This is a genomic window from Humibacter ginsengisoli, from assembly GCF_054780095.1.
In genome coordinates this window covers 472,018-494,547 of sequence record NZ_BAAGWZ010000002.1, presented here as the reverse complement: position 1 = coordinate 494,547, position 22,530 = coordinate 472,018, and the positions used below count along the sequence as shown (strand labels likewise).

The window sequence follows — 22,530 nt, the reverse complement described above, 5'->3', positions numbered from 1 at the left end:
CTGGATCCTGGCGATATGACAGGACTGTTATATTAGCGCTGTGACATCGACGAATCAGGAAGAGCCGCGTCCGCAACGCGTCTCGGAACTGCCGAGCACCTGGCGCCCGATCAAAGTGGTCAGGCAGCGCATGGAAGACGGCATCGCCGAGGCGTACGAGCGCATGGGCATCGAGGGGGTGCGACCGCGGTTCAGCATGGCCGTGATGTTCCTCGACGACCGAGCCATGAGCATCCGTGACCTTGCAGAACGGTGCGGCGTCACGCACTCGGCCATGAGCCAGTCCGTTTCGGCGATGCGCAAGGCGGGCCTCGTCGAGTCGGAGCCCGGAACGGATGCCCGCAGCCGAGTCGTCTCGCTCACCCCGCGCGGCAAGGAGGTCGCCTCGGTCTTCTGGCGGGAGTGGTACGCGACGGAGGCGGCCGTGCGGGAGGTGGCACAGGAGGCCGGCGTCGACCTCGAAGAGCTGGGCGCCGCGATGGGCGCCGCTCTCGACCGGGAGTCCTTCGCCGACCGCCTGCTGCGGAACCTGGTATGACGCTCCGGGATCACCTGGTCGACATCCGTCCGCTGCGGGAGATCCCGGCGTTCCGCGCGTTCTGGATCGGCACCACGGTGTCGAGCTTCGGCAGCCAGCTGAGCGCGTTCGCCCTGCTCTACTACGTGTGGGAGCTCTCGCACTCCGCCGCGCTGGTCGGCCTGACGGGCGTCGTGCGCGCCGTGCCTTTGGCGGTCTGCGGCCTGCTCGGCGGTACCCTCGCCGACCGGATGAACCGCCGTACGCTCCTGCTCAGCATGCGGCTCGCGCAGATGGCGTCGTCCGCCACGCTGGCCGTGCTCGTGATCGCCGGCGTCGCCAACGTGCCCATCGTCTACGTCTTCATGGCGATCGGCGCGGGGCTCGCATCCATCTCGGTTCCTTCGAGCCAGACGTTCGCACCGCGGCTGCTCGACGGCGAACGGCTCGGAGCGGGCCTGGCGCTCATGCGACTCTCTTCGCAGTTCGCGATGCTTGCAGGGCCGTTCGTGGCGGGCTTCCTCGTCGACAATCTCGGCGTCGGCATCTGCCTCGTCGTCGATGCCGCCACCTTCATCGCTGCCCTCTGGGGCATCGTGAGCTTGCCGAAGGCCGTCGGCGAGCCGCAGCGCGACGCCGGCACATCGGAGCGCGGCATCCTCGGCGCCGTTCGTTACCTCGTGCGCACGCCCGTGCTGGTCGGCGCGTTCGTCGCCGACCTCAACGCGACGGTGCTGGCCATTCCCACGGCCCTGTTCCCGGTGATCAACGCCGAACGATTCGGCGGATCGCCGGTCACTCTCGGGTTCATGCTGCCCGCGATCGGGCTGGGCGGCATCCTCGCCGGCGTGCTCTCGGGCCGCATCACCCGGCAACCGAGGCAGGGCGTCGTGATGGTGGTGTGCTGCGCGATCTGGGGCGCCGGCATCGCGCTGTTCGGGCTGAGCGGATGGCTGCCCCTCGCACTCCTCGGCCTGGTGATCGCCGGCGCCGCGGACACCGGCACGGTCGTGAGCCGCGGCACCATCGTGCAGCGCTCGACTCCGGATGCCCTCCGCGGCCGCATGAACTCCCTCGACTTCCTCGTCGGTGCGGGCGGCCCCAGCCTGGGCGATCTGCGAGCCGGGATGGTGGCCTCCGCGACGTCGGGCGCGATCTCGGCCGTGACGGGAGGACTCGCCTGCGCCGTCGGGGCCGGCGTGATCGCGGCGGCGATACCGAGCCTGCGCAGGTGGCGGGCAGATGAACCGGCGAGACCGGAAGATGCCAGTCGCCCCAGGCATCCGCTGCGCCGTCGAGGCACTCCCGTAACACGCGCAGAGGCCGACTCCGGGCGCCCGTAGAATTGGGATACCAGCGCCGAGACGCCGGCATCCGCCGTTTCGCACCCCCTCGGCCGGCGCATCCCACCCTTCAGGAGTCTTTCGTGGCCTTGATCGTGCAGAAGTACGGCGGCTCGTCCGTCGCCGACCCCGAGAGCATCAAACGGGTCGCCAAGCGCATCGTCGAGACGCGTAAGGCCGGCAACGAGGTGGTCGTCGCGGTCAGCGCCATGGGCGACACGACAGACGAGCTGATCGACCTCGCGCACGAGGTGACGCCGATGCCCGAGCCGCGCGAGCTCGACATGCTCCTCACTGCGGGCGAGCGCATCTCGATGGCGTTGCTCGCGATGGCGATCAAGTCGATGGGCTACGACGCCCGCTCCTTCACCGGCAGCCAGGCCGGCATGATCACGGATGCCCGCCACGGCGCCGCCCGCATCGTCGACGTCACGCCGGGGCGCATCCGTGAGGCACTGGACGAGGGTGCGATCGTCATCGTCGCCGGATTCCAAGGCTTCAGCCGCGAGTCGAGGGACATCACGACGCTCGGACGCGGGGGATCGGACACCACGGCGGTGGCGCTGGCGGCTGCGCTGGACGCATCCGTCTGCGAGATCTACACGGACGTCGACGGTGTCTTCACGTCCGACCCGCGCGTGGTGCCGCTCGCTCGCAAGATCGATCACATCACGAGCGAGGAGATGCTCGAACTGGCCGCGGCGGGCGCCAAAGTGCTGCATATACGCGCAGTGGAATACGCCCGTAGGCACGGAGTGACGCTGCACGTACGCTCGTCGTTCAACAACGGCGAGGGCACCTACGTGCTGAACGAGGCATCCAGGGACTACGCCGAAAAGCTCGCGGCGCTACAGCAGAAGGTCCAGAAGAGAGGCAGCACAGTGGAAGAGCCGATCATCGCCGGCGTGGCCACCGACCTGAGCGAAGCCAAGATCACGGTCGTCGGGGTTCCGGACGTTCCGGGCAAGGCCGCCTACATCTTCAAGGTGGTGGCCAAGACGAACGCCAACATCGACATGATCGTGCAGAACGTGTCGGCGGCGGCCACGAGTCTCACCGACATCTCGTTCACTCTGCCGAAGGGCGACGGGCAGAAGGTGCTGCAAGCGCTGCGCGCCGAGCAGCAGGACGTGGGATTCCAGTCGCTGCAGTACGACGACCAGATCGGAAAGCTCGCCCTGGTCGGGGCGGGCATGCGGTCGAACGCCGGCGTCTCCGCGAAGCTGTTCGAGGCGTTGTACACGGCAGGAATCAACATCGAGATGATCTCGACCAGCGAGATCCGCATCTCGGTCGTCACCCGCGCCGACACGGTGGCAGAGGCGGCGCGAGTGGTGCACACGGCGTTCGGGCTCGACTCCGACACCGAGGCCGTCGTCTACGCGGGCACCGGGCGGTAGCAGGCACCGGGCGGTCGCAAGCGGCCGCTTTCGGGCATCCATCAAGCGCTACTCGACAGGCAAAGCACGCGAGGACAGGCAGAATCTGCCTGTTCTCACGAGGTAAGCGTCTTCCTGCCTGTTTTCGCGTGGCGCGACCGCATGTGGAGGCGCGCTCAGTGCGTGAGGGCCGAGAGCGTCTTCGCGTACTGGGTGTAGCCGTCGAGCGTGGGGTGGTAGGCGTCGATGCCCTTCAGCACGAACCACGGGTTCTTCGCGTTGACGCCGTGGCCGCGGAACTGCACATCGACGAAGCGGATGTCCGTGCCAGCAGCCCGCTGCTTCGCCACCGCCTTCGCAATGGTCGCGTCGAGTGACGCCACGGCCGTGTCGACGGCGATGGCGGCCGACAGTTCCTCGGATCCCAGCGTGCTCTCGTTGATGGCGGGCAGGTCGTAGAACAGGGGATAGTCGGCGACGAGGATGCGCGCGTGCGGCGCCGCCTTCGCGATCGCCTGGTAGGTCTTCTCGAGCTTCGGCGCCAGAGTGTGCAGCAGCGCGACCGACGCGGCCACCGCGGTCTTGCAGATGTCTGTCTCGCCGCGGCCGCACGCCGACGGCAGCACGCTGACGTCGAGGTCGTTGCCGCCGATCGTGATCGTGACCAGGTCGATCTGCGGGTCGAGCGCGTCGATCTGGTGATCGAGCACGTCCGAAGTCGTCGCGCCGGAGCAGGCGACGAACCGGGAGAGCACGATCGTCTTCGATTTCGCGAGCTGCTCCGGGAATCCGTGCGGGCTGCGCCGGCACCGGCCGCTCGCGTCGCCGCCGCCCATGCCCGCCGAGTATGAGTCGCCCAGCGCGGCGTAGCGCAGCGGGTCGGATGCCGTTCCCTTGCGCATCGTGGAGGTCGGGGCGGGAGTCGGCGTGCTGCTCGTCGGAGCCGTGGGCGCGCCGGACTGGTCAGGGTCTCCGGAGCCCGACTGCGAGCATCCGGCGAGGACCAGTGCTGTCAGAGTTGCGGCGACGAGCGCGACGGCGCGTGCATGTGCCGTTCGGGTTCGCTTACGCATCCTGCGAGGGTAGTGCGGGCGTCCCGGAGGCGGGTGGGCGGTTGCTGGACGCCTCGTCAATGGTCGCGGTTCGGGCGTGGGCGGCGGATGCCTGGCGGCGGCGGATGCCTGGCGCGGGCGGCGGATGCCTGGCGGGGGCCGCGGATGCCTGGCGGCGGCCGCGGATGCCTGGCGGGGGCTGCGGATGCCTGGCGGGGGCTGCGGATGCCCGGCGCGGCTGCGGATGCCTGGCGCGGCTCAGCGCGGCTCGAGGCGGAACACGCGGAACCCGGTGTCGACGTGCCCGCCCGCGGAGCGCGAGCGGAGGCGCTTGCCTGCGCGGCGCATCCGTTCCGCCGTCACGTCGGCGATGGTGGCGAAACCCGCGGCGGCCGCCTCGGATCGGGGCGAGGTGCGCTCATCCAGCTGCACGAGCGCGAACCGGCGACGCGCGCCGTCGTCGGCGTTCTGCTCCATGACAGCCTGCGCGGTCGTGCCGGAGCCGGCGAAGAAGTCGAGCACGAGGTCGTCGCCGCTCGTGGTCACCGCGATCAGGGTGCGCAGCAGCGCGACGGGCTTCGGGGAGTCGAACAGGTGGTGCATTCCCAGGTCGTCGAGGTCGCGCTGGCCCGACATGGTGCTCGGGCCCATCACCACGTCTTTCAGCGTCATGCCGTCCACGTCGCGCACCTTCGTGCGGATGCGCAGGATGCCGCCACTCACGTCGAACTCGAGTTCGTCGTGGTCGGCCAGTACCCGGGCGCGACTCCAGCGCCATGCGTGCCAGTGAAGACCGGCCCGATGATTGGGGTGCGGCAGAGCGGTGACGAATCCCTCGAACTCGGTGTCGTCGTCGATGTCGGTGACGCGCACCTCGCCGGTTCCGGGGTGGTAGTGGATGCGGAACACCATCGTGGGTGCGGTGCGCTCGTTGAACCGCGAGTTGGTGTTGTAGAGCTCGTTCTTCGTGACGTAGGGGCCCTTCGCGTCGTACTTCGGCGGGTAAGCGGTGCGCCGGTAGACGGCGGGCATCAGCGCGTGCAGGTCGGATGCAGACCCGCGGAACCGTGCGACGGCATCCGCGTTCCGAGCGAAGCAGAGGATGTACTCGTGCGTGCCGGCCGGCCCCCCGCCTGAGATCTGCCGCCCCTTGAGATTGCTCACCCACACGATCGTGGCCACCACGTTGCGCGCGCCGAACACCTCGGCCAGCAGCAGCTTCAGCTGGGCGACCTCGTTGCCGTCGATGCTCACGAACCCGACGCCGTCGTCGGTGAGCAGGTCCCGGGCGAGAATCAGCCGCGGATACATCATGCTGAGCCACTCGGCGTGTGACGGCCCGAAGTCGTCGTTGTAGACGAAGTCGTTGCGCGTGTTGTACGGCGGGTCGATGTAGATCAGCTTCACCGACCCGGCGTGCGTCTGACGCAGCAGCTTCAGCGCCTCGAGGTTGTCGCCGGCGATGAAGACGTTCCGGGTGGATGCCCGATCCACCGACTCGTCTTCCGCCTCGCGGAGCTGCGCGCTCGGCAGCGTCGTCGCCTCGAGTGCGGCGGCCCGCTTGCCAGGCCACTCCAGCCCGTACCGCTCACCCGAGCCCTGGGCTACCTCGCCCGAGAGCTCCTGCTGGAGCAGATCGAAGTCGACCGACATCCGCGGCTCGCCCGCCTCGCCGGCCACCTCGGTGATCACGTGCGGGAACAGACGTGCGATCGCTGCGACGTTGTCGGTGAGCCGGCTGGCGGGCCGAGCATCCCACTCGTCCACGATGCTCCCTCAGATCCCATTGGCTCGGCTGTTCACAACACTATCCACGCGTTCGAGAGCGCCGTGAACGAACCGGCAGCTTGGCGCGCACGAAGGCGCACCGTCGCAGTGACGGACGCGCACCTTGGCGGGAAGAATGCGCACTCTCGCGGCGAAGGGCGCGCACCCTCGGGGGAAGGGCGGGCACTCTCGCGGGGAAGGGCGCGCGCTCTCGGCGTTTGCGCTCAGGCGCGCGGGCGCAGGCGAAGGCCGGACATCCCTCCGTCGACCTCGATCGCCGTGCCGGTCGTCGAGCCGGCCGCGGGGCTCGCCAGGTAGGCGACGGCATCCGCGATCTCGTCGGCTGCGACCAGGCGGCCGTGAGGCTGCCGCGCCTCGAGCGCCTTGCGCTCGGCGGCGGGATCGGGCGCCATCTCGAGCAGCCGGGCCACCCACGGGGTGTCGGCGGTTCCCGGGCTGACAGCGTTCACGCGGATGCCCTCGGCCAGGTGATCGGCGGCCATCGCGCGGGTCAGCGACAGCACGGCGCCCTTCGACGCGGAATACAGGGCGCGCTGCGGGAGGCCCGCCGTAGCGGCGATGGACGCCGTGTTCACGATCGCGGCGGCCGGTGACTTCCGCAGGTGCGGGAGCGCTGCGCGCGAGACCCGCGCCATGCCGATGACATTGATGTCGAAGACGCGCTGCCACTCGGCATCCGGGTTCGCGGCGACGTCGCCCTGAGCGCCGATGCCGGCGTTGTTCACCACGATGTCGAGGCGGCCGAACTCGTCGATGACACGCTGCACACCGGCTACGACCGTGGCGTCGTCGCTGACGTCCACCCGCACGGCGAGGTCGGCGTCGACGGCATCCGGGCTCAGGTCGAACGCGGCCACCCGGGCCCCGTCCGCGCGCAGCCGGCGGGCGATCGCAGCACCGATGCCGGAGGCACCTCCCGTGACGATGGCGACGAGTCCGGTGAAGTCGGTCATGGCGGTCCTTCCTGCGCGGGGAATCCGCGCAACCGCGGTGGCGGCGAACATCCGAGGTGTGGGCGTGCGGTGGCGGCGTTCGCAACGATTGTGGCACATCGTTCCCCGGTTGACGAGGCAAACATCCGATGTTTAGGCTTGCGGCGGATGCCCGACACTTTCGGTGCGTTCGGAGAGGGAACACCATGAGCACGATCGTCGCCGTCGACACCAGGGACGTGCGGTTCCCGACGTCGCTGTCACTGGACGGTTCGGACGCGATGAACCCCGACCCGGACTACTCCGCGGCGTACGTCACGATCCGTACGGATGCCCCGGACGGGCTGGAGGGCCACGCGTTCGTCTTCACGATCGGGCGGGGCAACGACGTGCAGGTGGCGGCGCTCGACGCGCTGGCCGACCACCTCGTCGGACGCAACGCCGAGGAGCTGCTCGCGGACATGGGCGCGGCATCCCGCCTGCTCGTGCACGACTCGCAGCTGCGCTGGCTCGGACCCGAGAAGGGCGTCATGCACATGGCGATCGGCGCCATCGTGAACGCACTGTGGGATCTGCGCTCGAAGCGCGCGGGTGAACCGCTGTGGCTGCACCTGTCGAGGCTGAGCTCGGAGGAGCTCGTCTCGCTCATCGACTTCCGCTACCTCACCGACGCGATCACCCCGGAAGAGGCGCTGCGCATCCTGAAGTCCGCCGAGCCGGGCCGCGAGGAACGCATCGAACGGCTGCTGACAGAGGGATACCCGGCGTACACGACGACCCCCGGATGGCTGGGCTACTCCGACGAGAAGCTCGCGCGGCTGTGTCGCGAGGCGGTGGACGCGGGGTTCGGGCAGGTGAAGCTGAAGGTCGGCGCCGACCTGGCCGACGACATCCGCCGGTTCCGGATCGCTCGCGAGGTGCTCGGGCCGGTCTATCCGATCGCGATGGATGCCAACCAGCGGTGGGGCGTGCAGGAGGCGATCGACTGGGTGAAGGCGCTCGCCGAGTTCCACCCGACCTGGATCGAGGAGCCGACCAGCCCCGACGACATCCTCGGGCACGCCGCCATCTCGCGGGGCGTCGCCCCGATCCGGGTCGCTACCGGCGAGCACGTGCAGAACCGGGTCGTCTTCAAGCAGCTGCTTCAAGCCGGCGGCATGCAGGTCATGCAGATCGACGCCACCCGCGTCGGAGGCGTGAACGAGAACATCGCTAACCTGCTTCTGGCCGCGAAGTTCGGCGTTCCGGTGTGCCCGCACGCCGGGGGAGTCGGACTGTGCGAGGCGGTGCAGCACCTGTCGATGTTCGACTTCGTCGCGGTGACCGGCACGATGGATGGCCGCATGATCGAGTACGTCGACCACTTGCACGAGCACTTCGCGACCCCCGTCGTGATCGAGAACGGGCGGTACCTCACCCCGGCCGCGCCCGGCGCCGGCACCGAGATGCTCCCCGCATCGCTCGACGAGTTCGAGTGGCTCGCGGCCCGAGCGGACGCCGAAGAGTGAGCGACCTTTCCCCGCTCGGCTTCGGGGCGGCGTCCATCGGCAACCTCTACCGCGAGGTCTCCGACGAGCGGGCGCAGGATGCCCTGGATGCCGCGTGGAACGGCGGAATCCGCTACTTCGACACCGCACCGCACTACGGGCTGGGTCTCAGCGAACGCCGGCTCGGCGCGTTCCTGCGGGAGAAGCCGCGGGACGAGTACATGCTCTCGACCAAGGTCGGGCGGTTGCTCGAGCCCAACCCGCACTTCTCGGGCGGACGCGACCTCGCCCATCAGTTCGACGTGCCGGACGAGAAGGTGCGGCGGTTCGATCCGAGCGAAGCGGGCATCCGTCGCAGCCTCGAGGAGTCGCTGGAACGTCTCGGGCTCGACCGGGTCGACATCCTGTATCTGCACGATCCGGACGTCTACGACCTCGATCGCGGACTGCGCGAGGGGCTGCCCGCCCTGGCGAAGCTGCGCGACGAGGGCCTCGTGCGCCAGATCGGCATCGGGGTGAACGATGCCGCGGTGGCCGCCCGGGCGGTGCGTGAGGGTGACCTCGACCTGGTCATGATCGCCGGACGGTACACGCTGCTGGAGCAGCCGGCGCTCGACGAGCTGTTCCCGGTGTGCCGCGATCGTGGTGTGCGCGTCGTCGCCGCGGCCGTCTACAACTCCGGGCTGCTCGCCAGCAGCACGCCGGCGGCGGATGCCACGTACAACTACTCGTCCGCACCCGCGGAGCTCATCGAACGGGCTCGGGCGATCGCCCGGACCTGTGCGGAGTACGAGGTGGAACTGCCGGCCGCGGCGCTGCAGTTCCCGCTGCGCGACCCCATCGTGGCGTCGGTGGTGGTGGGCACCGCGAACCCGGATGCCGTGCGCGAGAACCTCCAGCGCATGGCCGCGCCGATCCCGGACGAATTGTGGGGCGCGCTCGCCGCGGCAGGCTTCATCCCGGAGTGACGCCGCGGTGCTGGTGGCGTGCGGCGTCCTGCTCCCGCGTATCGTGCTCCGCGTGTCCGGCTCCCGCGCGTCCCGCGAACGAGAAGTCAAAAATTGCAGTCCTCCGACCTGGTTCCTGCATCTTTTGCCTTCTCGAAGCGCGGGCCCGACATGACGGTACCTGTGGAGAATCGGCACGGCGAACGTCCGACGGCGGGGACACTCGAACCATGCGATCGCCGAAGCCACTACCGCCTCATCTGACTGGTTTCGTTTTCCGTGTGAACGAGACCGAGTTTCATCAGCTCACGCCGAGTAAGCTGCGTAGCTCCCTCCTGACTACCCCATTCCACGGCGTTCGCAGCGTTGGCGTCGTAGCGACGGGCATAACGGAGCGTTGCCGAATGTATGCGCCCAGGCTGCGGAGTGGACAACTCTTCTCGCATGTCACGGCGGCGCGGCTCCTGGGCATTCCGGTACCCAGCCACTGTCGGTCGTCGACGGCCCTCCACGTCGCATCCGTACGCGGTACGCGAGTTCGCACGCGCGGCGTCGTGGGGCACGTCGTTCCGGATGCCGTGTTGTTCTTCGTCGAAGAGCTCCCCGTGGTGTCGCCGGCCCAGACCTGGTGCCATCTGGCGCCGATGGTTTCGCGTGAGTACCTGGTCGCGGCGGGCGACTACCTGATATCCGGGCTCCGGCTTCCTGGAGGGTTCCGTTCTCCTCCGCTGTGCTCCCGCGAACAGCTGGCAGAGGCGGTGCGGCGGCACGGATCACGACGCGGCGCCGCCGCTCTCGCCTGGGCGTTGCCTCTCCTCCGCTCTGGGGTGGATTCCCCGAGAGAGTCGATGCTGCGCCTTGCCATCGTGGCGGCCGGACTTCCGGAGCCGGCGATCGGGCATCCGGTGCCTGTGGCAGGAGATGTCGTTCTTCACCCCGACCTCAGCTATCCGCAGCAAAGGGTCGCCATCGAGTACGAGGGCGACGAACATCGGAAGGACAAGAAGCGCTGGCGTAAGGATCTGCGCCGGGTCGCGCTCCTCGAAGAGGCGGGTTGGCGCGTCATCCGGGCTACGGACGACGACATCGCGGATCCGACCAACATTGTGCGGATGGTACGCGCTGCTTTGGGATGAGCAACGGCCACGGACTCATCGAGAAGTCGATTATTGCGTTCACCTGAACCAGACTCCGCCATTCTTGACTTCTCGATCTCAGAATCTTCTCTCTCGGAGGAATTCGGTGGTGCGAGCGATGGACCTCAACAGAGGCCGTAGAACCGGGCGGCCGTGCCGTGTTCGATGGATGCGACGCCCCCTGGCCCGACGCCCGCGGCGGTGGCGGCACGGCGGACGCGCTCGCGCCAGCTCTCGAACGAGCCGCCCGCGCCGGTGAGCGCGCTGACCGGCCAGTCGCTGCCGATCATGGTGCGGTCGGGACCGAACGCCCGCAGGGCGTGCACGAGGATGGCCTCGGCGTGGGCGTCGAGCGCCGCGGTTCCGGATGACTCCGCCGCCAGCCCGCTCAGCTTCACGTGCGCCAGAGGCAGCCGCGCCAAACGGGTGATCGCCTCCGCCCAGGCGCGACCGGCCTCGCTCTCGATCCCCTCGTCGACGGGTGGCTTGCCGAGGTGGTCGAGCACGGTGGGCAGCTCTGGCACCTGCTCGAGTAACTCGATCACGGTGTTCAACTGGCGATGCCGCACGCAGACGTCGAACGTGAGGCCGCGAGCAGCGAGAGCCCGGAGACCGCCGAGCAGTGCGGAGCGGGCCGCGGGGTCGGCGAGCAGGTCGTCGGGCTCGCCCTGCAGGAGGTGACGGATGCCTGCGACACGGATCCGGCGGCCTGCCGCGCTCCCGCCGGCGCCTGGCCGCGGCCCCGCGCTTCCGCCTGTGTCGAGCGTGAGCAGCTCGTCCAGATGGGACTCGAGCGCGCGTCCCCCGCGGAGGTCTGCATCGGCGACGATCGCGGCCAGCTCGGGCCAGGCATCCGCCATGCCGAGCACCCAGCGCACCTCGTCGAGGGCCTGCGCGGGCAGGCATCCGGCCTGCACGAAGACGTGCCGCGTGACCGAACCGGCGGCCCGGTCGATATCGGCAGGGAGGAAGGCGCGCTCGAGCACCCCTTCCAGCCACGGATACGTGAGCCGTGCCGGATCCCAGACGTGAACGTGCGCGTCGACGAGGGCTGCGCCGCCGCCTGCCACGTCAGTCGAGGCCCATGTCGATCACGGGCTCGGCGCGCTGCTCCTCGAGACGCCACACTTTCGTCAACGGCACGTAGCCCTCGGCGCCGTCGGGGCCGAGGAATCCTTCGACGAATCGTCCGATGTGTTCCTGCCATCGGCGGTCGGCGTCGTCGGCATGGATGACCCGCATCGCGTGATCGAAGTCGTCGCACTCGACGAGGTGGAACAGCCGGTCGCCGGAGCGCCAGATCGTCCAGTCGCGGATGCCTGCCCGATCGAACAGTGCGCGCAGGTCGTCGGGCACGCGGGCGTGCTCGCGGAGGTAGTCGTCGACGGCTCCGGGGTGGAGCGTGGAGTGGAGTGCGATCCTCATCTGTCGTGATCCTCCTTGTCGTGACTCGGTACTTCGTCTGGCGCGTGGTGGATGCAGCGGTTGCTCAGGCTGTCGCACCCAGGGCCGCTCGCAACCAGTCCTCGATGCCGGCGACGTGGGTGAGCGATCGGGCGGAGGCGAGCTCCGCGTCGTGGTCTCGTAGCGCGGCCAGGATGGCGCGGTGCTCCGCGATCGTGCGCTCCGTCGCGCCCTGCTGGGTGAGCCCACGCCAGATGCGGGCGCGGACCGTGTGGCTCGAGATCGACTCGATCAACTGGGCGAGATAGTCGTTGCCGCACGCCTCGCTGATCGCCCTGTGGAACTCCAGGTCGTGCTGGATCAGCGCCTCGACGTCCTCGTCGCCGGTCGTGGCCTCGAGAAGGCGATCGACGGCATCCAGCTGTTCGCCGGACATCCGTCTCGCTGCGAGGGCCGCCGCGGCCGGCTCCAGGATGCGCCGCACCCCGAAGATCTCGATCACCGAACGGTCGTCGTGCAGGTCGACGACGAACGAGAGCGCCTCCAGCAGCAGCCGGGGTTCCAGGCTCGTGACGTAGGTACCGTCGCCGCGGCGCACATCCAGAACCCGGATCACCTCGAGCGCCTTCACCGCCTCGCGCAACGAGGAGCGGGAGAGCCCCAGGCTCTCACTGAGCTCCTTCTCGGGAGGAAGACGATCGCCCGGGTTCAGTCGCCCGCTCGTGATCATCTCCTTGATCTTGAGGATCGCCTCGTCGGTGACGGCCATACGCGCGATCGTACCGTGCGAGCGGATAAGACATCGGATGTCTCACCTCCCTTGAGAGGCGCGTTCCGCGCAGGAGGGTCTGTCACAATAGAAGGCCTACCCACATCAACGGCGACGGCCGGCGTCGTTGCGCCTGCCGCACTGACTGGCAAGGAACTCCCATGGGCAACGGATTCACCGTAGGCATCGTCGGCGCCACCGGACAGGTCGGCACCGTGATGCGCCGCATCCTCGCCGAGCGCGACTTTCCGGTAGAGACGCTGCGCCTGTTCGCGACCAGCCGCTCTGCCGGACGCACCCTGGAGTTCAAGGGCGATCAGATCGTGGTCGAAGACGTCGAGACGGCGGATCCGGCCGGTGTTGACATCGCACTGTTCTCGGCCGGGGCGACGGGCAGCCGGGCGTATGCGCCGAAGTTCGCCGCGGCCGGCGCGGTGGTCATAGACAACTCCAGCGCATGGCGCATGGATCCCGAAGTGCCCCTCGTGGTCAGCGAGGTGAACCCGGAGGCCATCGCCGAGGCGCACAAGGGCATCATCGCCAACCCGAACTGCACGACCATGGCCGCGATGCCCGTGCTCAAGGTGCTTGACGCAGAGGCCGGACTGCAGCGGCTCATCGTCAGCACCTACCAGGCGGTGAGCGGATCGGGCCTCGCGGGGGCGCAGGAACTGGCGGAGCAGGCCGAAGCGGCGGTGGCATCCGGCAAGCTGCTCGAGCTCGTGCACGACGGCTCGGCCGTCGAGCTGCCGGAGCCCGTGAAGTACGTGCGGCCCATCGCATTCGACGTCATCCCGCTCGCCGGCTCGATCGTCGACGACGGTCTGAACGAGACCGACGAGGAGAAGAAGCTGCGCAACGAGAGCCGCAAGATCCTCGGGCTGCCCGACCTGCTGGTGAGCGGCACCTGCGTGCGCGTTCCCGTGTTCACCGGCCACTCGCTGTCGATCAACGCCGAGTTCGCTCGACAGATAAGCCCCGAGCGCGCGACCGAGCTGCTGAAGGATGCTCCCGGCGTCGCCCTCGAGGATGTTCCGACTCCCCTCGGAGCCGCAGGCAACGACCCGAGCTATGTGGGCCGCATCCGCCAGGATCCGGGTGCTCCGGAGGGGCGTGGCCTCGCGCTCTTCGTCTCGAACGACAACCTGCGCAAGGGCGCAGCCCTGAACGCGGTGCAGATCGCCGAACTCGTGGCAGCGAATCTGCGGGCGACGGCCACGGTCTGAGCGCTGCTCACTCCTCAGGCGCAGCACTTCCCGCGGCGGCCGACGCTGCCGCATCGGCCGCGGCGCTCATCTCAATGCCCGCGGACTCGGCCGGCCGACGTCCTCGACGAGACCGCGTGACGGCTCCGACCACGACCGCTGCTCCCGCGATGACGAGCGGATACACCAGGTTGGCACCCTCGAGAACGAGCAGGCCGAGCACCAGCACGCAGGAGAGCACGGACATCCACCAGCCCATGCTGCGGCGGGGTAACAGAACGAGGGCGCTCGCGACGCCGATGCCGTAGATCGCCGCGCCGATGCTCGTGTGCACGAGGATCACCGGCTGCAGGTCGGGCAACCACGCGACGACGGCGAAGTAGAGCGCCATGAGCGCGGCGCTCAGCAGCAGACCGCGGCGCGCGATGCCGCCCCGTTCCGCGCCTCGGCCGAACCAGGCAGGCAGATCGCCGTCTCGTCCCATGGCTGCGCCGAGCTTGCTGAACGCGGCGAAGTACGCATTGAAGACGCCGACCACGACGATCACGGCCACGCACGCGACGACCACGCCCCAGCCGCGGCCGAGTCCGACGGTCACGAGGTCGAGCAGCGGGGCATCCGACTGGCCGACCTTCGGGCCGAGCACGCCCACCACCACGGCCTGGATCGCGATGTACGCGACCGAGACGATCGCGAGCGCCAGCGCTGTCGCCCGCGGGATGTCGCGCCGCGGCCGGGAGAACTCGCCGGCGATGCCCGCGACGGCCTCCCACCCCGCGAACGCCCAGATGTAGAGGCTCACCGCGATGCCCACGCCGCCCAGGCCGTGCGGGAGGAACGGCGTGAAGTTCGCCGGGTGCACGTGCGGTGCGGCGGCGGCCAGTGCAAGCACGAGGATCGCCATCAGTGCCGCGCTGAGCAGCAATTGCGCCCAGCCCGCGAAGCGCACCCCGAACACGGTGATGGCGATCGGCACGATCACGAGGGCGGCCGCGACCAGGATGACCGTTCCGCGGTCGCCGCCGATGATCGCCACCACGTACTGTGCGGTCATGATCGCGGCGACAGGTGCGCCGATCGGTGTTCCGAAGTAGAACCAGTAGCCGACGATGCGCGCGGCGGTCGGACCGAACGCGCGGCGGGCGAACGTGGCGACACCGCCGGCATCCGGATGTCTGGTCGACAGCCCCGCGAACGTCGACGCGAGCGGAATGGAGACGACGGCCAGTGCCCCGACGGCGAGGATCGCTCCCGGTCCTGCCGCACGGGCGGCGAGCGCTGGAAGCAGCAGGATGCCGGTTCCGAGCACGGCCGCCACGTATAGGGCCGTGCCCTGGGCGCGCCCGATTCCGTGGTGTCGATCGTCGGCCATGGCATCAGTGTCGAGTGCACATCCGACACGAAAGGCACGTATCGGGGGCCGATGACCGCATCTTGTCGGAAGATGTCCGAATCCTGGTGCTCGCAGGGCCGGGCGGCCGATTCGAGCCGGCACTGCCCCAGTCCGGGGGCGGAACTGGAGTTATTCCGTCCGTCTGCCTTCAAGAGTTCATGTTGGACGGGATACGTTCGGTGAGAGCGTGGACGCTTCCCGGCCCAGTCGATACATGCTCTACTTCCATTTTTCGATACGTGAGAGGTCTCGGTGATGAGTGTCAATGAAGATGCTTGGCAGATCGCTCGGTTGATTCCAACTTCCGGCATTAATGGTGCGGAGGAACAGGAGCGCCGGGCGACTTCGGCACTGTTGGCAGTAATGGGGTCGGTCAGCGAATTCGGGCGCCGTCTCGTCGCCCCTCTGGGTGCTACCGGAACTTCCCTCGAGACCTTCATTGAAGTGCCGTTCCTTCTCGGTGACAGGAAGGTGATCCCGGACGGACTTATCCGCACGTCATGGGGGAAACGCTCCTGGGTGGCCCTTGTTGAAGTCAAGACTGGTGACAACGACCTACGGATCGAACAGATCGAGAGCTACATCGATGTCGCGCGTCAGAATGGATTCGATGCAGTAATCACTATCTCGAACCAGATCCCACCGCAGGCGGGCGTGCATCCGACTGCCGTAGATAAGCGGAAGTTGACCAAGGTTGCGTTGCATCATTGGTCGTGGAGTGAGGTACTGACGCAGGCTGTACTTCAACGCCAGTTCCAAGGTGTCTCCGATCCAGATCAAGCATGGATCCTCGGAGAGCTGATCCGATACCTTGAGCATCCTAGGTCCGGCGCCCTTTCCTTCCACGATATGGGTCCGAATTGGGTGCCAGTGCGTACGGCGATCGCAACGGGAACGCTTCGCCGTTCCGACAAGGGCGTTACGGATGTCGCCACAAGGTTCGATGCATTGATCGCTTACGTCTGTCTCATGTTGGGTAGGCGGCTTGGAGTTCAAGTTTCGGCAGACCGGCCGCGATCTCAAACACGTGAACCTCAGTTGCGCACGAACGCGCTCGTGGCGCAGCTGGTAGACGAGGGCTCGATGTCAGCTTCTATCCGAGTTCCCAATGTCGTCTCGCCGATTCAGGTGCGGGCCAACCTGAAGTCCGGACAGATTGTATGCTCCATCGAGCTTGCCGCCCCCACCTCGGGCAAACCGCAAACCCGCGTCAATTGGTTGCTCCGCCAACTTAAAGATGCGCCGCCGGCCACGCGAGTTGAATGTTTCGCCGCACGGGCTCGCGAGGGATCTGCAGAACTGCTCTCGATTGCTCGCGAAGACCCTGCGAAGCTCGTATCGGATCCGAAAAAGGAGCTCGTGCGGTTCAGAGTCGCTCAGTTGTCGTCCGCTGGTACCGCCAGGGGTCTTGGTCGCAATTCCTTCATTGATTCGGTGCTTCATGCGGTCGATGATTTCTATGAGAACATCGGCCAACGTCTCAAGGCATATGTGCCGCCGTCTCCGAAATTCGCTGAGAATGTGGCGAGCGAGCCAACGCCGCACGACGTTGCATCCTCGACTGCGGAGACATCGTCGGGATTCCAATCGGTAGACGCCCCAATGGAGAGCGTCTCTTAAGCTGACCGGGTGACGACCATCCAGACAGCAGTCGACGTCGCCGATTGGCGTCGGCGCGTGTTCGCGCTGTACGAGCTGGTGCGTGATCTCGCCGAAGAGGACGCGTCGGCCGCCCACGCCGCATGGGTGGTGGAGCGAGACGCGCTCTTTGCGACGCATCCGTCGACACCGCTGCTCCCGGAGGATCGGGCATCCTTTGCGGGGCTGCCGGTTGCGTCGTACGACCCGGAGTGGCGGTTCGAGCTGACGATCGAGCAGGCCGAACGGGCGGACCTGGACGTCGAGACCGGAACCGACGGCATTGTTCCCTTCGAGCGCATCGGAGTCGTGCGACTGCCCGACGTCGGCTCGCTGGATGTCTGGCGGCTGCGTTCGTACGGCGGCGGGCTGTTCCTTCCGGTGAAGGATGCCTCAGCAGGACGGCCCGACGGCACTTACGGCGGTGGCCGATACCTGCTCGACACCATCAAGGGCGCTGACCTCGGCCCTGGATCGAACCCCGGAACGCTCATACTGGACTTCAACTTCGCGTACAACCCGAGCTGCGCGTACGACCCGGCGTGGGCGTGCCCGCTCGCCCCGCTCGGGAACACCGTGCCGGTCGAGATCCCGGTGGGGGAGCGGTATCGCAGCTGAGCGCTCGTCAGTGGGTCGTGTGACCATGACCCGGAGACGGAGGTGCCATGGCTTATCGACTTCGATCGGGCGCAGTTTTATCCACACCGCTTTTTCTCGCTACCGGGATCTGCATGGCGGCAGTGACTCTCTTGATTCTGCCCATGGTGCTCTTCGGCCCCTTGATCGCGTTGTACTATCTGGGCCGTTTCGACCTCTCAGTAATGAACGATCTGATCGCGGTCGACATTCTCATCGCTCAGACCGCGTACAGTCTGATTGTTCTTATCGTCATGCTCGGGTACATGATGATACTTGCGCTTCGTGGTGATCCTGGCGCCACAAAGAACCCGCTCCGTCTGGCATCGCGATCGGTGTTCGCCTGGGCCGCTTTCGGTTGCGTATTCTTCGCCTCGCTATTCCAAGTGGTAAGTGCGCCGAACCGCAACGCCAATGGCTATCCGCCTGAAATCTCCACCGCCATCACAATCGTTGGACTCGCCGCAGGAGCGTGCATGAGCATTGCCTGGTGGCGTTTCGGTAGAGCTCGCAAGGCAAAGGTCATGCTCCCGCCGCGCGAGTTCACCCTCGACGCGGGCACTATTGGCGCCGGAGCGGACTTTCCGCAGAAGCTCACTGACGTCCTGTCCGCTGAAGATGCCCTCGGCATAGCCGATAGCATCGAATATCGAAGCTCGCTGTATCGGGTTTTCGGTACGGGTCTGATGCTTGCGGGAGGCGCGTTCTTTGCGACCGCGATTGTTTGGGCGGTTTCCGGGGAGCCCTCGATTCGAGCGGTCGTCATGGGTATCCCGTTCGGGCTGTGGTTATGGGGGTACTTCCTGACCTCCAAATCAGCCCGTCTCGCAGTGAGCGCGGATCGACTGCGTGAGCGCGCACGACTGATCATGTGACGCTCCTCGTCGTGGCTACGAGTACCGACTTAGTTCGCGCTTGGCGACTCTTGCAGATCATGGAGTAACCGTCTGCCGATTCAATGGCGTGCGGCCTCGAACCGCTCGCGGGCCCGGCAGGGGGACGACCGCCAACACCATAGAATTGTTCGAGTGAGTGATTCCCGGGCCCCGCTAGACGTCGTTCTCATCGGCGGGGGCATCATGAGCGCGACCCTCGGCACCATGATCCAGCGGCTGCAGCCTGACTGGAAGATCCGCGTCTACGAGGTTCTCGGCGAGGTGGCACAGGAGAGCTCGAACCCGTGGAACAACGCGGGAACCGGGCACGCCGCGATGTGCGAGCTCAACTACATGCCCGAGGCGAAAGACGGCACGGTCGACCCGGCGAAGGCGATCAGCATCAACGAGCAGTTCCAGCTCAGCCGGCAGTTCTGGTCGTCGCTCGCGCAGAAGGGTGAACTGCCCACCTCGTTCATCAGCTCGACGCCGCACATGACGTTCGTGCGCGGGGGCGAGAACGTGAAGTACCTCCGCAAGCGCTACGCAGCGCTCAAAGACCAGCCGCTGTTCCGCGGCATGGAGTACTCCGAAGACCACAGGGTCATCCGCGAGTGGACACCGCTGCTCATCAAGGGCCGCAGCCGTGAGCCGATTGCGGCGACCCGCATGACCGCCGGAACGGATGTGGACTTCGGCGCGCTCACGACCGCCCTGTTCGACGGGCTCGTGGAGCGCGGTGGCGAGCTGTGGCTCAACTGCCGGGTGAAGAGCATCCGTCGCACCAGGGACGGCAACTGGCGGCTGAACGTGCGGCACCTCGTCGGCAACACCCCGCACACGGTGGATGCCCGGTTCGTGTTCGTGGGAGCCGGCGGCGGCGCACTGCACCTGCTCCAGTCATCCGGAATCAAGGAGATCAAGGGCTTCGGCGGGTTCCCGATCAGCGGCAAGTTCTTCCGCACCACCAATCCCAAGCTTGTCGCGCAGCACCACGCGAAGGTGTACGGCAAGGCGGCCGTCGGCGCGCCGCCGATGTCGGTTCCGCATCTGGACACCCGGGTCGTGAACGGCGAGGCGTCGCTGATGTTCGGCCCGTACGCGGGCTTCAGCCCGAAGTTCCTCAAGAAGGGTTCGTGGTGGGATCTCCCCGGGTCCGTCCGCGGAGGCAACCTCGGGCCCATGCTCGCCGTCGCGCGAGACAACTTCGCGCTCGTCAAGTACCTCGTCTCCGAGCTGCTGGCGACGCGGGCGAAGAAGCTGCGCGCCCTGCAGGAGTTCATGCCGACCGCGAAAAGCGAGGACTGGGAGCTGATCACCGCCGGTCAGCGCGTACAGGTCATGAAGAAGGAGGCCAAGCGCGGCGGCGTGCTGCAGTTCGGAACCGAAGTGGTCGCGGCATCCGATGGTTCGATCGCCGGCCTGCTCGGCGCATCGCCAGGCGCCTCGACGGCCGTGCCGATCATGCTCGACCTCTTGAAGCGGTGCTTCCCGCAGCAGTGGACGCAGTGGGAGCCGAAGCTCAAGCAACTCATTCCGACCATGGGCACCACACTGAACGACCAGCCGGAGAAGGCCGCACAGGTGATCGCCGAGACCTCGAAGGTGCTCGGCCTCGACGACTGAGGTTGCATTAGCTCCGACGCGCTGGTAACGTCTCGCGAGCTATGAAGAAGTGACCACCCTTCGTCCCGCGCATGAGGCTCGACCCCTGCGGATCCGCGACACATCGATGTCGCACCGCAGCGCACCCGGCGAAGAACGGTCATCCGTCACCGTGACGGTCGTGCTTCGCGCGCGCTTCATGGGGTCGCCCGGCCGATTCTGACCTCGGGGGCCAACGCCCGGCGGGATCCTTCCGCTCGCGCCGACCGTTGTCGGCGGCCTTCGAGCGAACCGATTCGGGCCGGCACGGCCGTTCGTGGTCGTGCCGGCTCCAGGGCTCAAGCCCGGAGAGGCGGTTCCATGCCAGTACGTTCCTCATTCCTTCCCCCCTTCGATGCGGCGCCCGCAGATGTTGCTGCGACGTCGAACGGCGTCGGCCCCGCAGAGCCCGCAGTCGACTCGATCTCGGCGCCCGCCACGGTCGCCGACTACATCCGCGCCGACGGCGTCTCGGTGAGCTACGGCATCCGCACCGTGCTCACGGATGTCTCACTCACCGTTCCGCCCGGCTCTCGCGTAGGGCTGATCGGCGAGAACGGCGTGGGCAAGTCCACGCTGCTGCGAGTGCTCGCAGGGGCCGAGGCGCCCGACCGGGGAGCCGTGGCACGCCCGTCGCGCACCGGCTTGCTCTGGCAGGAGGTGCGGTTCGCTCCGCATGAGACGCTTGACTCCCTCATCGAGCACGCCCTCGCGGAGGTGCGCGCCGTGGAGCGCGAACTCGATACGGCGGGCGTTGCGATGGGCGAGGCATCCGATCCGGAGTCGCTGGAACGGGCAGCCGTGCGATACGACGCGGCGCTCGCCGCGGCCGAGCGAGCGGATGTCTGGAGCATCGAAGCGCGCCGCGACCGCGTGCTCGCGGGGCTCGGCGTGCAGGGCATTCCGCTGCACCGCACGGTGGGCGAGGTGTCCGGTGGTCAGCGCAGCAGGTTCGCGCTGGCGGCGCTGCTGCTGAGCCGGCCCGATGCCCTGCTGCTCGACGAGCCCACCAATCACCTGGACGACGACGCCGTGGAGTTCCTGCAGCGACAGGTGACCGAATGGAGCGGTCCGGTGCTGTTCGCGAGTCACGATCGCGTGTTCCTCGACGCCGTCGCGACGGCGCTCGTCGATCTCGACCCTTCGCGTACGAGTGTCGCCGCGCGGAACGACGACGCCGGGCGAGCCGGATCCGGGCCATCGGGTCGCGGGTCGGTGCAGGCATCCGGAAACGGGGCGACGGTTTTCGGCAGGCCGGCCACGGGCGAGGGCGTGTTCAGCGCCTACCTCGAGCACAAGGCGGCCGAGCGCGAGCGCTGGGAGCGGCAGTACCGCGACGAGCAGGACGAGCTGAACCGGCTGCGGCATGCTGCAGCTGTCACGGCCCGCTCCACGCACGCGGCGCGCGCGCCGCGCGACAATGACAAGTTCATCGGTGTGTTCAAGGGCGCGCGGGTGGATGCCCAGATCGCCAGGCGCGTGCGCAACGCTCAGGGCCGGGTGGACGAACTCGAACGCAACCAGGTGCGCAAGCCGCCCGCGGTGCTCGCGTTCGCGGGCATCCCGAGCGGTTCGCACGGGCTCGACGACGCCGCAGGCACGCTGATCCAGGTCACGGATGCTCGCGTGCACCACCGCCTGCACGTCGAGCGTCTGCGTGCCGAACCCGACGCCCGGCTTCTCGTCACAGGGCCCAACGGCGCTGGAAAGTCCACACTTCTCGGCCTGCTCGCCGGCACCATCTCCCCGGACTCGGGGGTGGTCACCCGCCGCAAGGGCCTTCGGGTCGGGCTGCTCGAGCAGGACGTGCGGTTCGCCGACCCGGCGGCCACACCCCGTGCCCTCTACGCGAAGGCGCTGGGGGAACGCCGGTCGGAACAGCTGCCGCTCACCTCGCTCGGCCTGATCGCCCCGCGCGATCTCGACCGACCCGTCGGGTCGCTGTCCGTCGGCCAGCAGCGCCGATTCGCGCTGGCGCTGATCATCGCGAAGCCGCCGCACGTGTTCCTGCTCGACGAGCCGACGAACCACCTGTCGCTCGCCCTCGCGGGGGAACTGGAGGATGCCCTCGGCGGCTACCCCGGCGCGGTGGTCGTGGCCAGCCACGACCGCTGGCTGCGCCGACGTTGGTCGGGCGACGAGCTCGCGCTGACGCCGCTCGTTGCGGCCGCGCGATGACCGGCGCCGCAGGTCGCCAGTCGACCCGTCGCCGGTCGGCCGCTCCGCCGGTCGGTTCAAGTCGCGCAGATCGTCCCTACAACGGGTTCATGAGGGCCATCTGCGCGACTTGAACGAGGTGTAGCCGTAAACGGGACAGCCCTGGAAGGTTCCGGCGAAGCTCCGGTAATTGTGCTTGCGTAGTCGTCGAAGATATGTTCGAATGAA

Annotated in this window: 19 protein-coding genes; 12 read left to right on the top strand and 7 right to left on the bottom strand. The window is 67.8% G+C overall.

From position 1 onward, the window contains the following. The first annotated feature begins 40 nt into the window (after positions 1 to 40). The 3 genes from ACYVI5_RS04585 (at position 41) to ACYVI5_RS04575 (ending at position 3,260) form a co-directional block, all read left to right on the top strand. Positions 41 to 538, top strand: a complete 498-nt coding sequence (locus ACYVI5_RS04585) for a MarR family winged helix-turn-helix transcriptional regulator (RefSeq protein WP_460579182.1) — start codon at positions 41 to 43, stop codon at positions 536 to 538. After that, positions 535 to 1,860 (top strand): MFS transporter, encoded by a 1,326-nt coding sequence (locus ACYVI5_RS04580; RefSeq protein WP_460579181.1) that lies wholly within the window; start codon positions 535 to 537, stop codon positions 1,858 to 1,860. Before ACYVI5_RS04585 ends, ACYVI5_RS04580 begins: the two co-directional genes overlap by 4 nt. 83 nt (positions 1,861 to 1,943) lie before the next feature. Further along, entirely contained in the window at positions 1,944 to 3,260 is a 1,317-nt protein-coding gene (locus ACYVI5_RS04575) for an aspartate kinase (protein ID WP_460579180.1), read from the top strand. A gap of 155 nt (positions 3,261 to 3,415) precedes the next feature. Here ACYVI5_RS04575 and ACYVI5_RS04570 read toward each other — a convergent pair whose 3' ends face one another. The 3 genes from ACYVI5_RS04570 to ACYVI5_RS04560 all read right to left on the bottom strand — a co-directional run bounded on the left by ACYVI5_RS04570 (position 3,416) and on the right by ACYVI5_RS04560 (position 7,032). Then, positions 3,416 to 4,312 (bottom strand): SGNH/GDSL hydrolase family protein, encoded by an 897-nt coding sequence (locus ACYVI5_RS04570; protein WP_460579179.1) that lies wholly within the window; start codon positions 4,310 to 4,312, stop codon positions 3,416 to 3,418. Between the two features lie 237 nt (positions 4,313 to 4,549). Then, a complete protein-coding gene (locus ACYVI5_RS04565; RefSeq protein WP_460579178.1) occupies positions 4,550 to 6,058 on the bottom strand; it encodes a site-specific DNA-methyltransferase in 1,509 nt (502 codons plus the stop codon). Between the two features lie 224 nt (positions 6,059 to 6,282). Beyond that, the gene (locus ACYVI5_RS04560; protein WP_460579177.1) at positions 6,283 to 7,032 is read right to left on the bottom strand and encodes an SDR family NAD(P)-dependent oxidoreductase; all 750 of its coding nucleotides are present in this window, start codon (positions 7,030 to 7,032) and stop codon (positions 6,283 to 6,285) included. Between the two features lie 185 nt (positions 7,033 to 7,217). Between ACYVI5_RS04560 and ACYVI5_RS04555 the strand changes: the two genes are divergently transcribed. The 3 genes from ACYVI5_RS04555 (at position 7,218) to ACYVI5_RS04545 (ending at position 10,581) form a co-directional block, all read left to right on the top strand. Then, positions 7,218 to 8,519 (top strand): L-fuconate dehydratase, encoded by a 1,302-nt coding sequence (locus ACYVI5_RS04555; RefSeq protein ID WP_460579176.1) that lies wholly within the window; start codon positions 7,218 to 7,220, stop codon positions 8,517 to 8,519. Beyond that, complete coding sequence (locus ACYVI5_RS04550; protein WP_460579175.1) at positions 8,516 to 9,466, top strand: aldo/keto reductase; 951 nt, start codon at positions 8,516 to 8,518, stop codon at positions 9,464 to 9,466. Before ACYVI5_RS04555 ends, ACYVI5_RS04550 begins: the two co-directional genes overlap by 4 nt. 383 nt (positions 9,467 to 9,849) lie before the next feature. After that, on the top strand, positions 9,850 to 10,581 hold the full coding sequence (locus ACYVI5_RS04545; RefSeq protein ID WP_460579174.1) for a DUF559 domain-containing protein: 732 nt from the start codon (positions 9,850 to 9,852) through the stop codon (positions 10,579 to 10,581). Positions 10,582 to 10,706: 125 nt separating this feature from the next. On the opposite strand, the gene ACYVI5_RS04540 is transcribed toward ACYVI5_RS04545, so the two are convergent. The 3 genes from ACYVI5_RS04540 to ACYVI5_RS04530 all read right to left on the bottom strand — a co-directional run bounded on the left by ACYVI5_RS04540 (position 10,707) and on the right by ACYVI5_RS04530 (position 12,754). Beyond that, on the bottom strand, positions 10,707 to 11,651 hold the full coding sequence (locus ACYVI5_RS04540) for an amidohydrolase family protein (protein ID WP_460579173.1): 945 nt from the start codon (positions 11,649 to 11,651) through the stop codon (positions 10,707 to 10,709). A gap of 1 nt (position 11,652) precedes the next feature. Beyond that, positions 11,653 to 12,006, bottom strand: a complete 354-nt coding sequence (locus ACYVI5_RS04535; RefSeq protein WP_460579172.1) for an L-rhamnose mutarotase — start codon at positions 12,004 to 12,006, stop codon at positions 11,653 to 11,655. Between the two features lie 64 nt (positions 12,007 to 12,070). After that, entirely contained in the window at positions 12,071 to 12,754 is a 684-nt protein-coding gene (locus ACYVI5_RS04530) for a FadR/GntR family transcriptional regulator (RefSeq protein ID WP_460530599.1), read from the bottom strand. Between the two features lie 161 nt (positions 12,755 to 12,915). On the opposite strand from ACYVI5_RS04530, the gene ACYVI5_RS04525 reads away from it, so the two are divergent. Next, entirely contained in the window at positions 12,916 to 13,980 is a 1,065-nt protein-coding gene (locus tag ACYVI5_RS04525) for an aspartate-semialdehyde dehydrogenase (protein ID WP_460579171.1), read from the top strand. Positions 13,981 to 13,987: 7 nt separating this feature from the next. Here the strand turns inward: ACYVI5_RS04525 and ACYVI5_RS04520 are convergent, their stop codons facing one another. Continuing rightward, the gene (locus ACYVI5_RS04520) at positions 13,988 to 15,331 is read right to left on the bottom strand and encodes an APC family permease (RefSeq protein ID WP_460579170.1); all 1,344 of its coding nucleotides are present in this window, start codon (positions 15,329 to 15,331) and stop codon (positions 13,988 to 13,990) included. 276 nt (positions 15,332 to 15,607) lie between these two features. Between ACYVI5_RS04520 and ACYVI5_RS04515 the strand changes: the two genes are divergently transcribed. The 5 genes from ACYVI5_RS04515 to ACYVI5_RS04495 all read left to right on the top strand — a co-directional run bounded on the left by ACYVI5_RS04515 (position 15,608) and on the right by ACYVI5_RS04495 (position 22,323). Then, entirely contained in the window at positions 15,608 to 16,972 is a 1,365-nt protein-coding gene (locus ACYVI5_RS04515) for a hypothetical protein (RefSeq protein ID WP_460579169.1), read from the top strand. Positions 16,973 to 16,981: 9 nt separating this feature from the next. Continuing rightward, on the top strand, positions 16,982 to 17,608 hold the full coding sequence (locus ACYVI5_RS04510; protein WP_460579168.1) for a DUF1684 domain-containing protein: 627 nt from the start codon (positions 16,982 to 16,984) through the stop codon (positions 17,606 to 17,608). 47 nt (positions 17,609 to 17,655) lie between these two features. Then, on the top strand, positions 17,656 to 18,501 hold the full coding sequence (locus ACYVI5_RS04505) for a hypothetical protein (RefSeq protein ID WP_460579167.1): 846 nt from the start codon (positions 17,656 to 17,658) through the stop codon (positions 18,499 to 18,501). A gap of 153 nt (positions 18,502 to 18,654) precedes the next feature. Next, positions 18,655 to 20,127, top strand: coding sequence for a malate:quinone oxidoreductase (locus ACYVI5_RS04500; protein WP_460579166.1), 1,473 nt, complete (start codon positions 18,655 to 18,657; stop codon positions 20,125 to 20,127). A 339-nt stretch (positions 20,128 to 20,466) separates the two neighbouring features. Then, positions 20,467 to 22,323 (top strand): ABC-F family ATP-binding cassette domain-containing protein, encoded by a 1,857-nt coding sequence (locus ACYVI5_RS04495; RefSeq protein WP_460579165.1) that lies wholly within the window; start codon positions 20,467 to 20,469, stop codon positions 22,321 to 22,323. Positions 22,324 to 22,530: the final 207 nt, after the last annotated feature.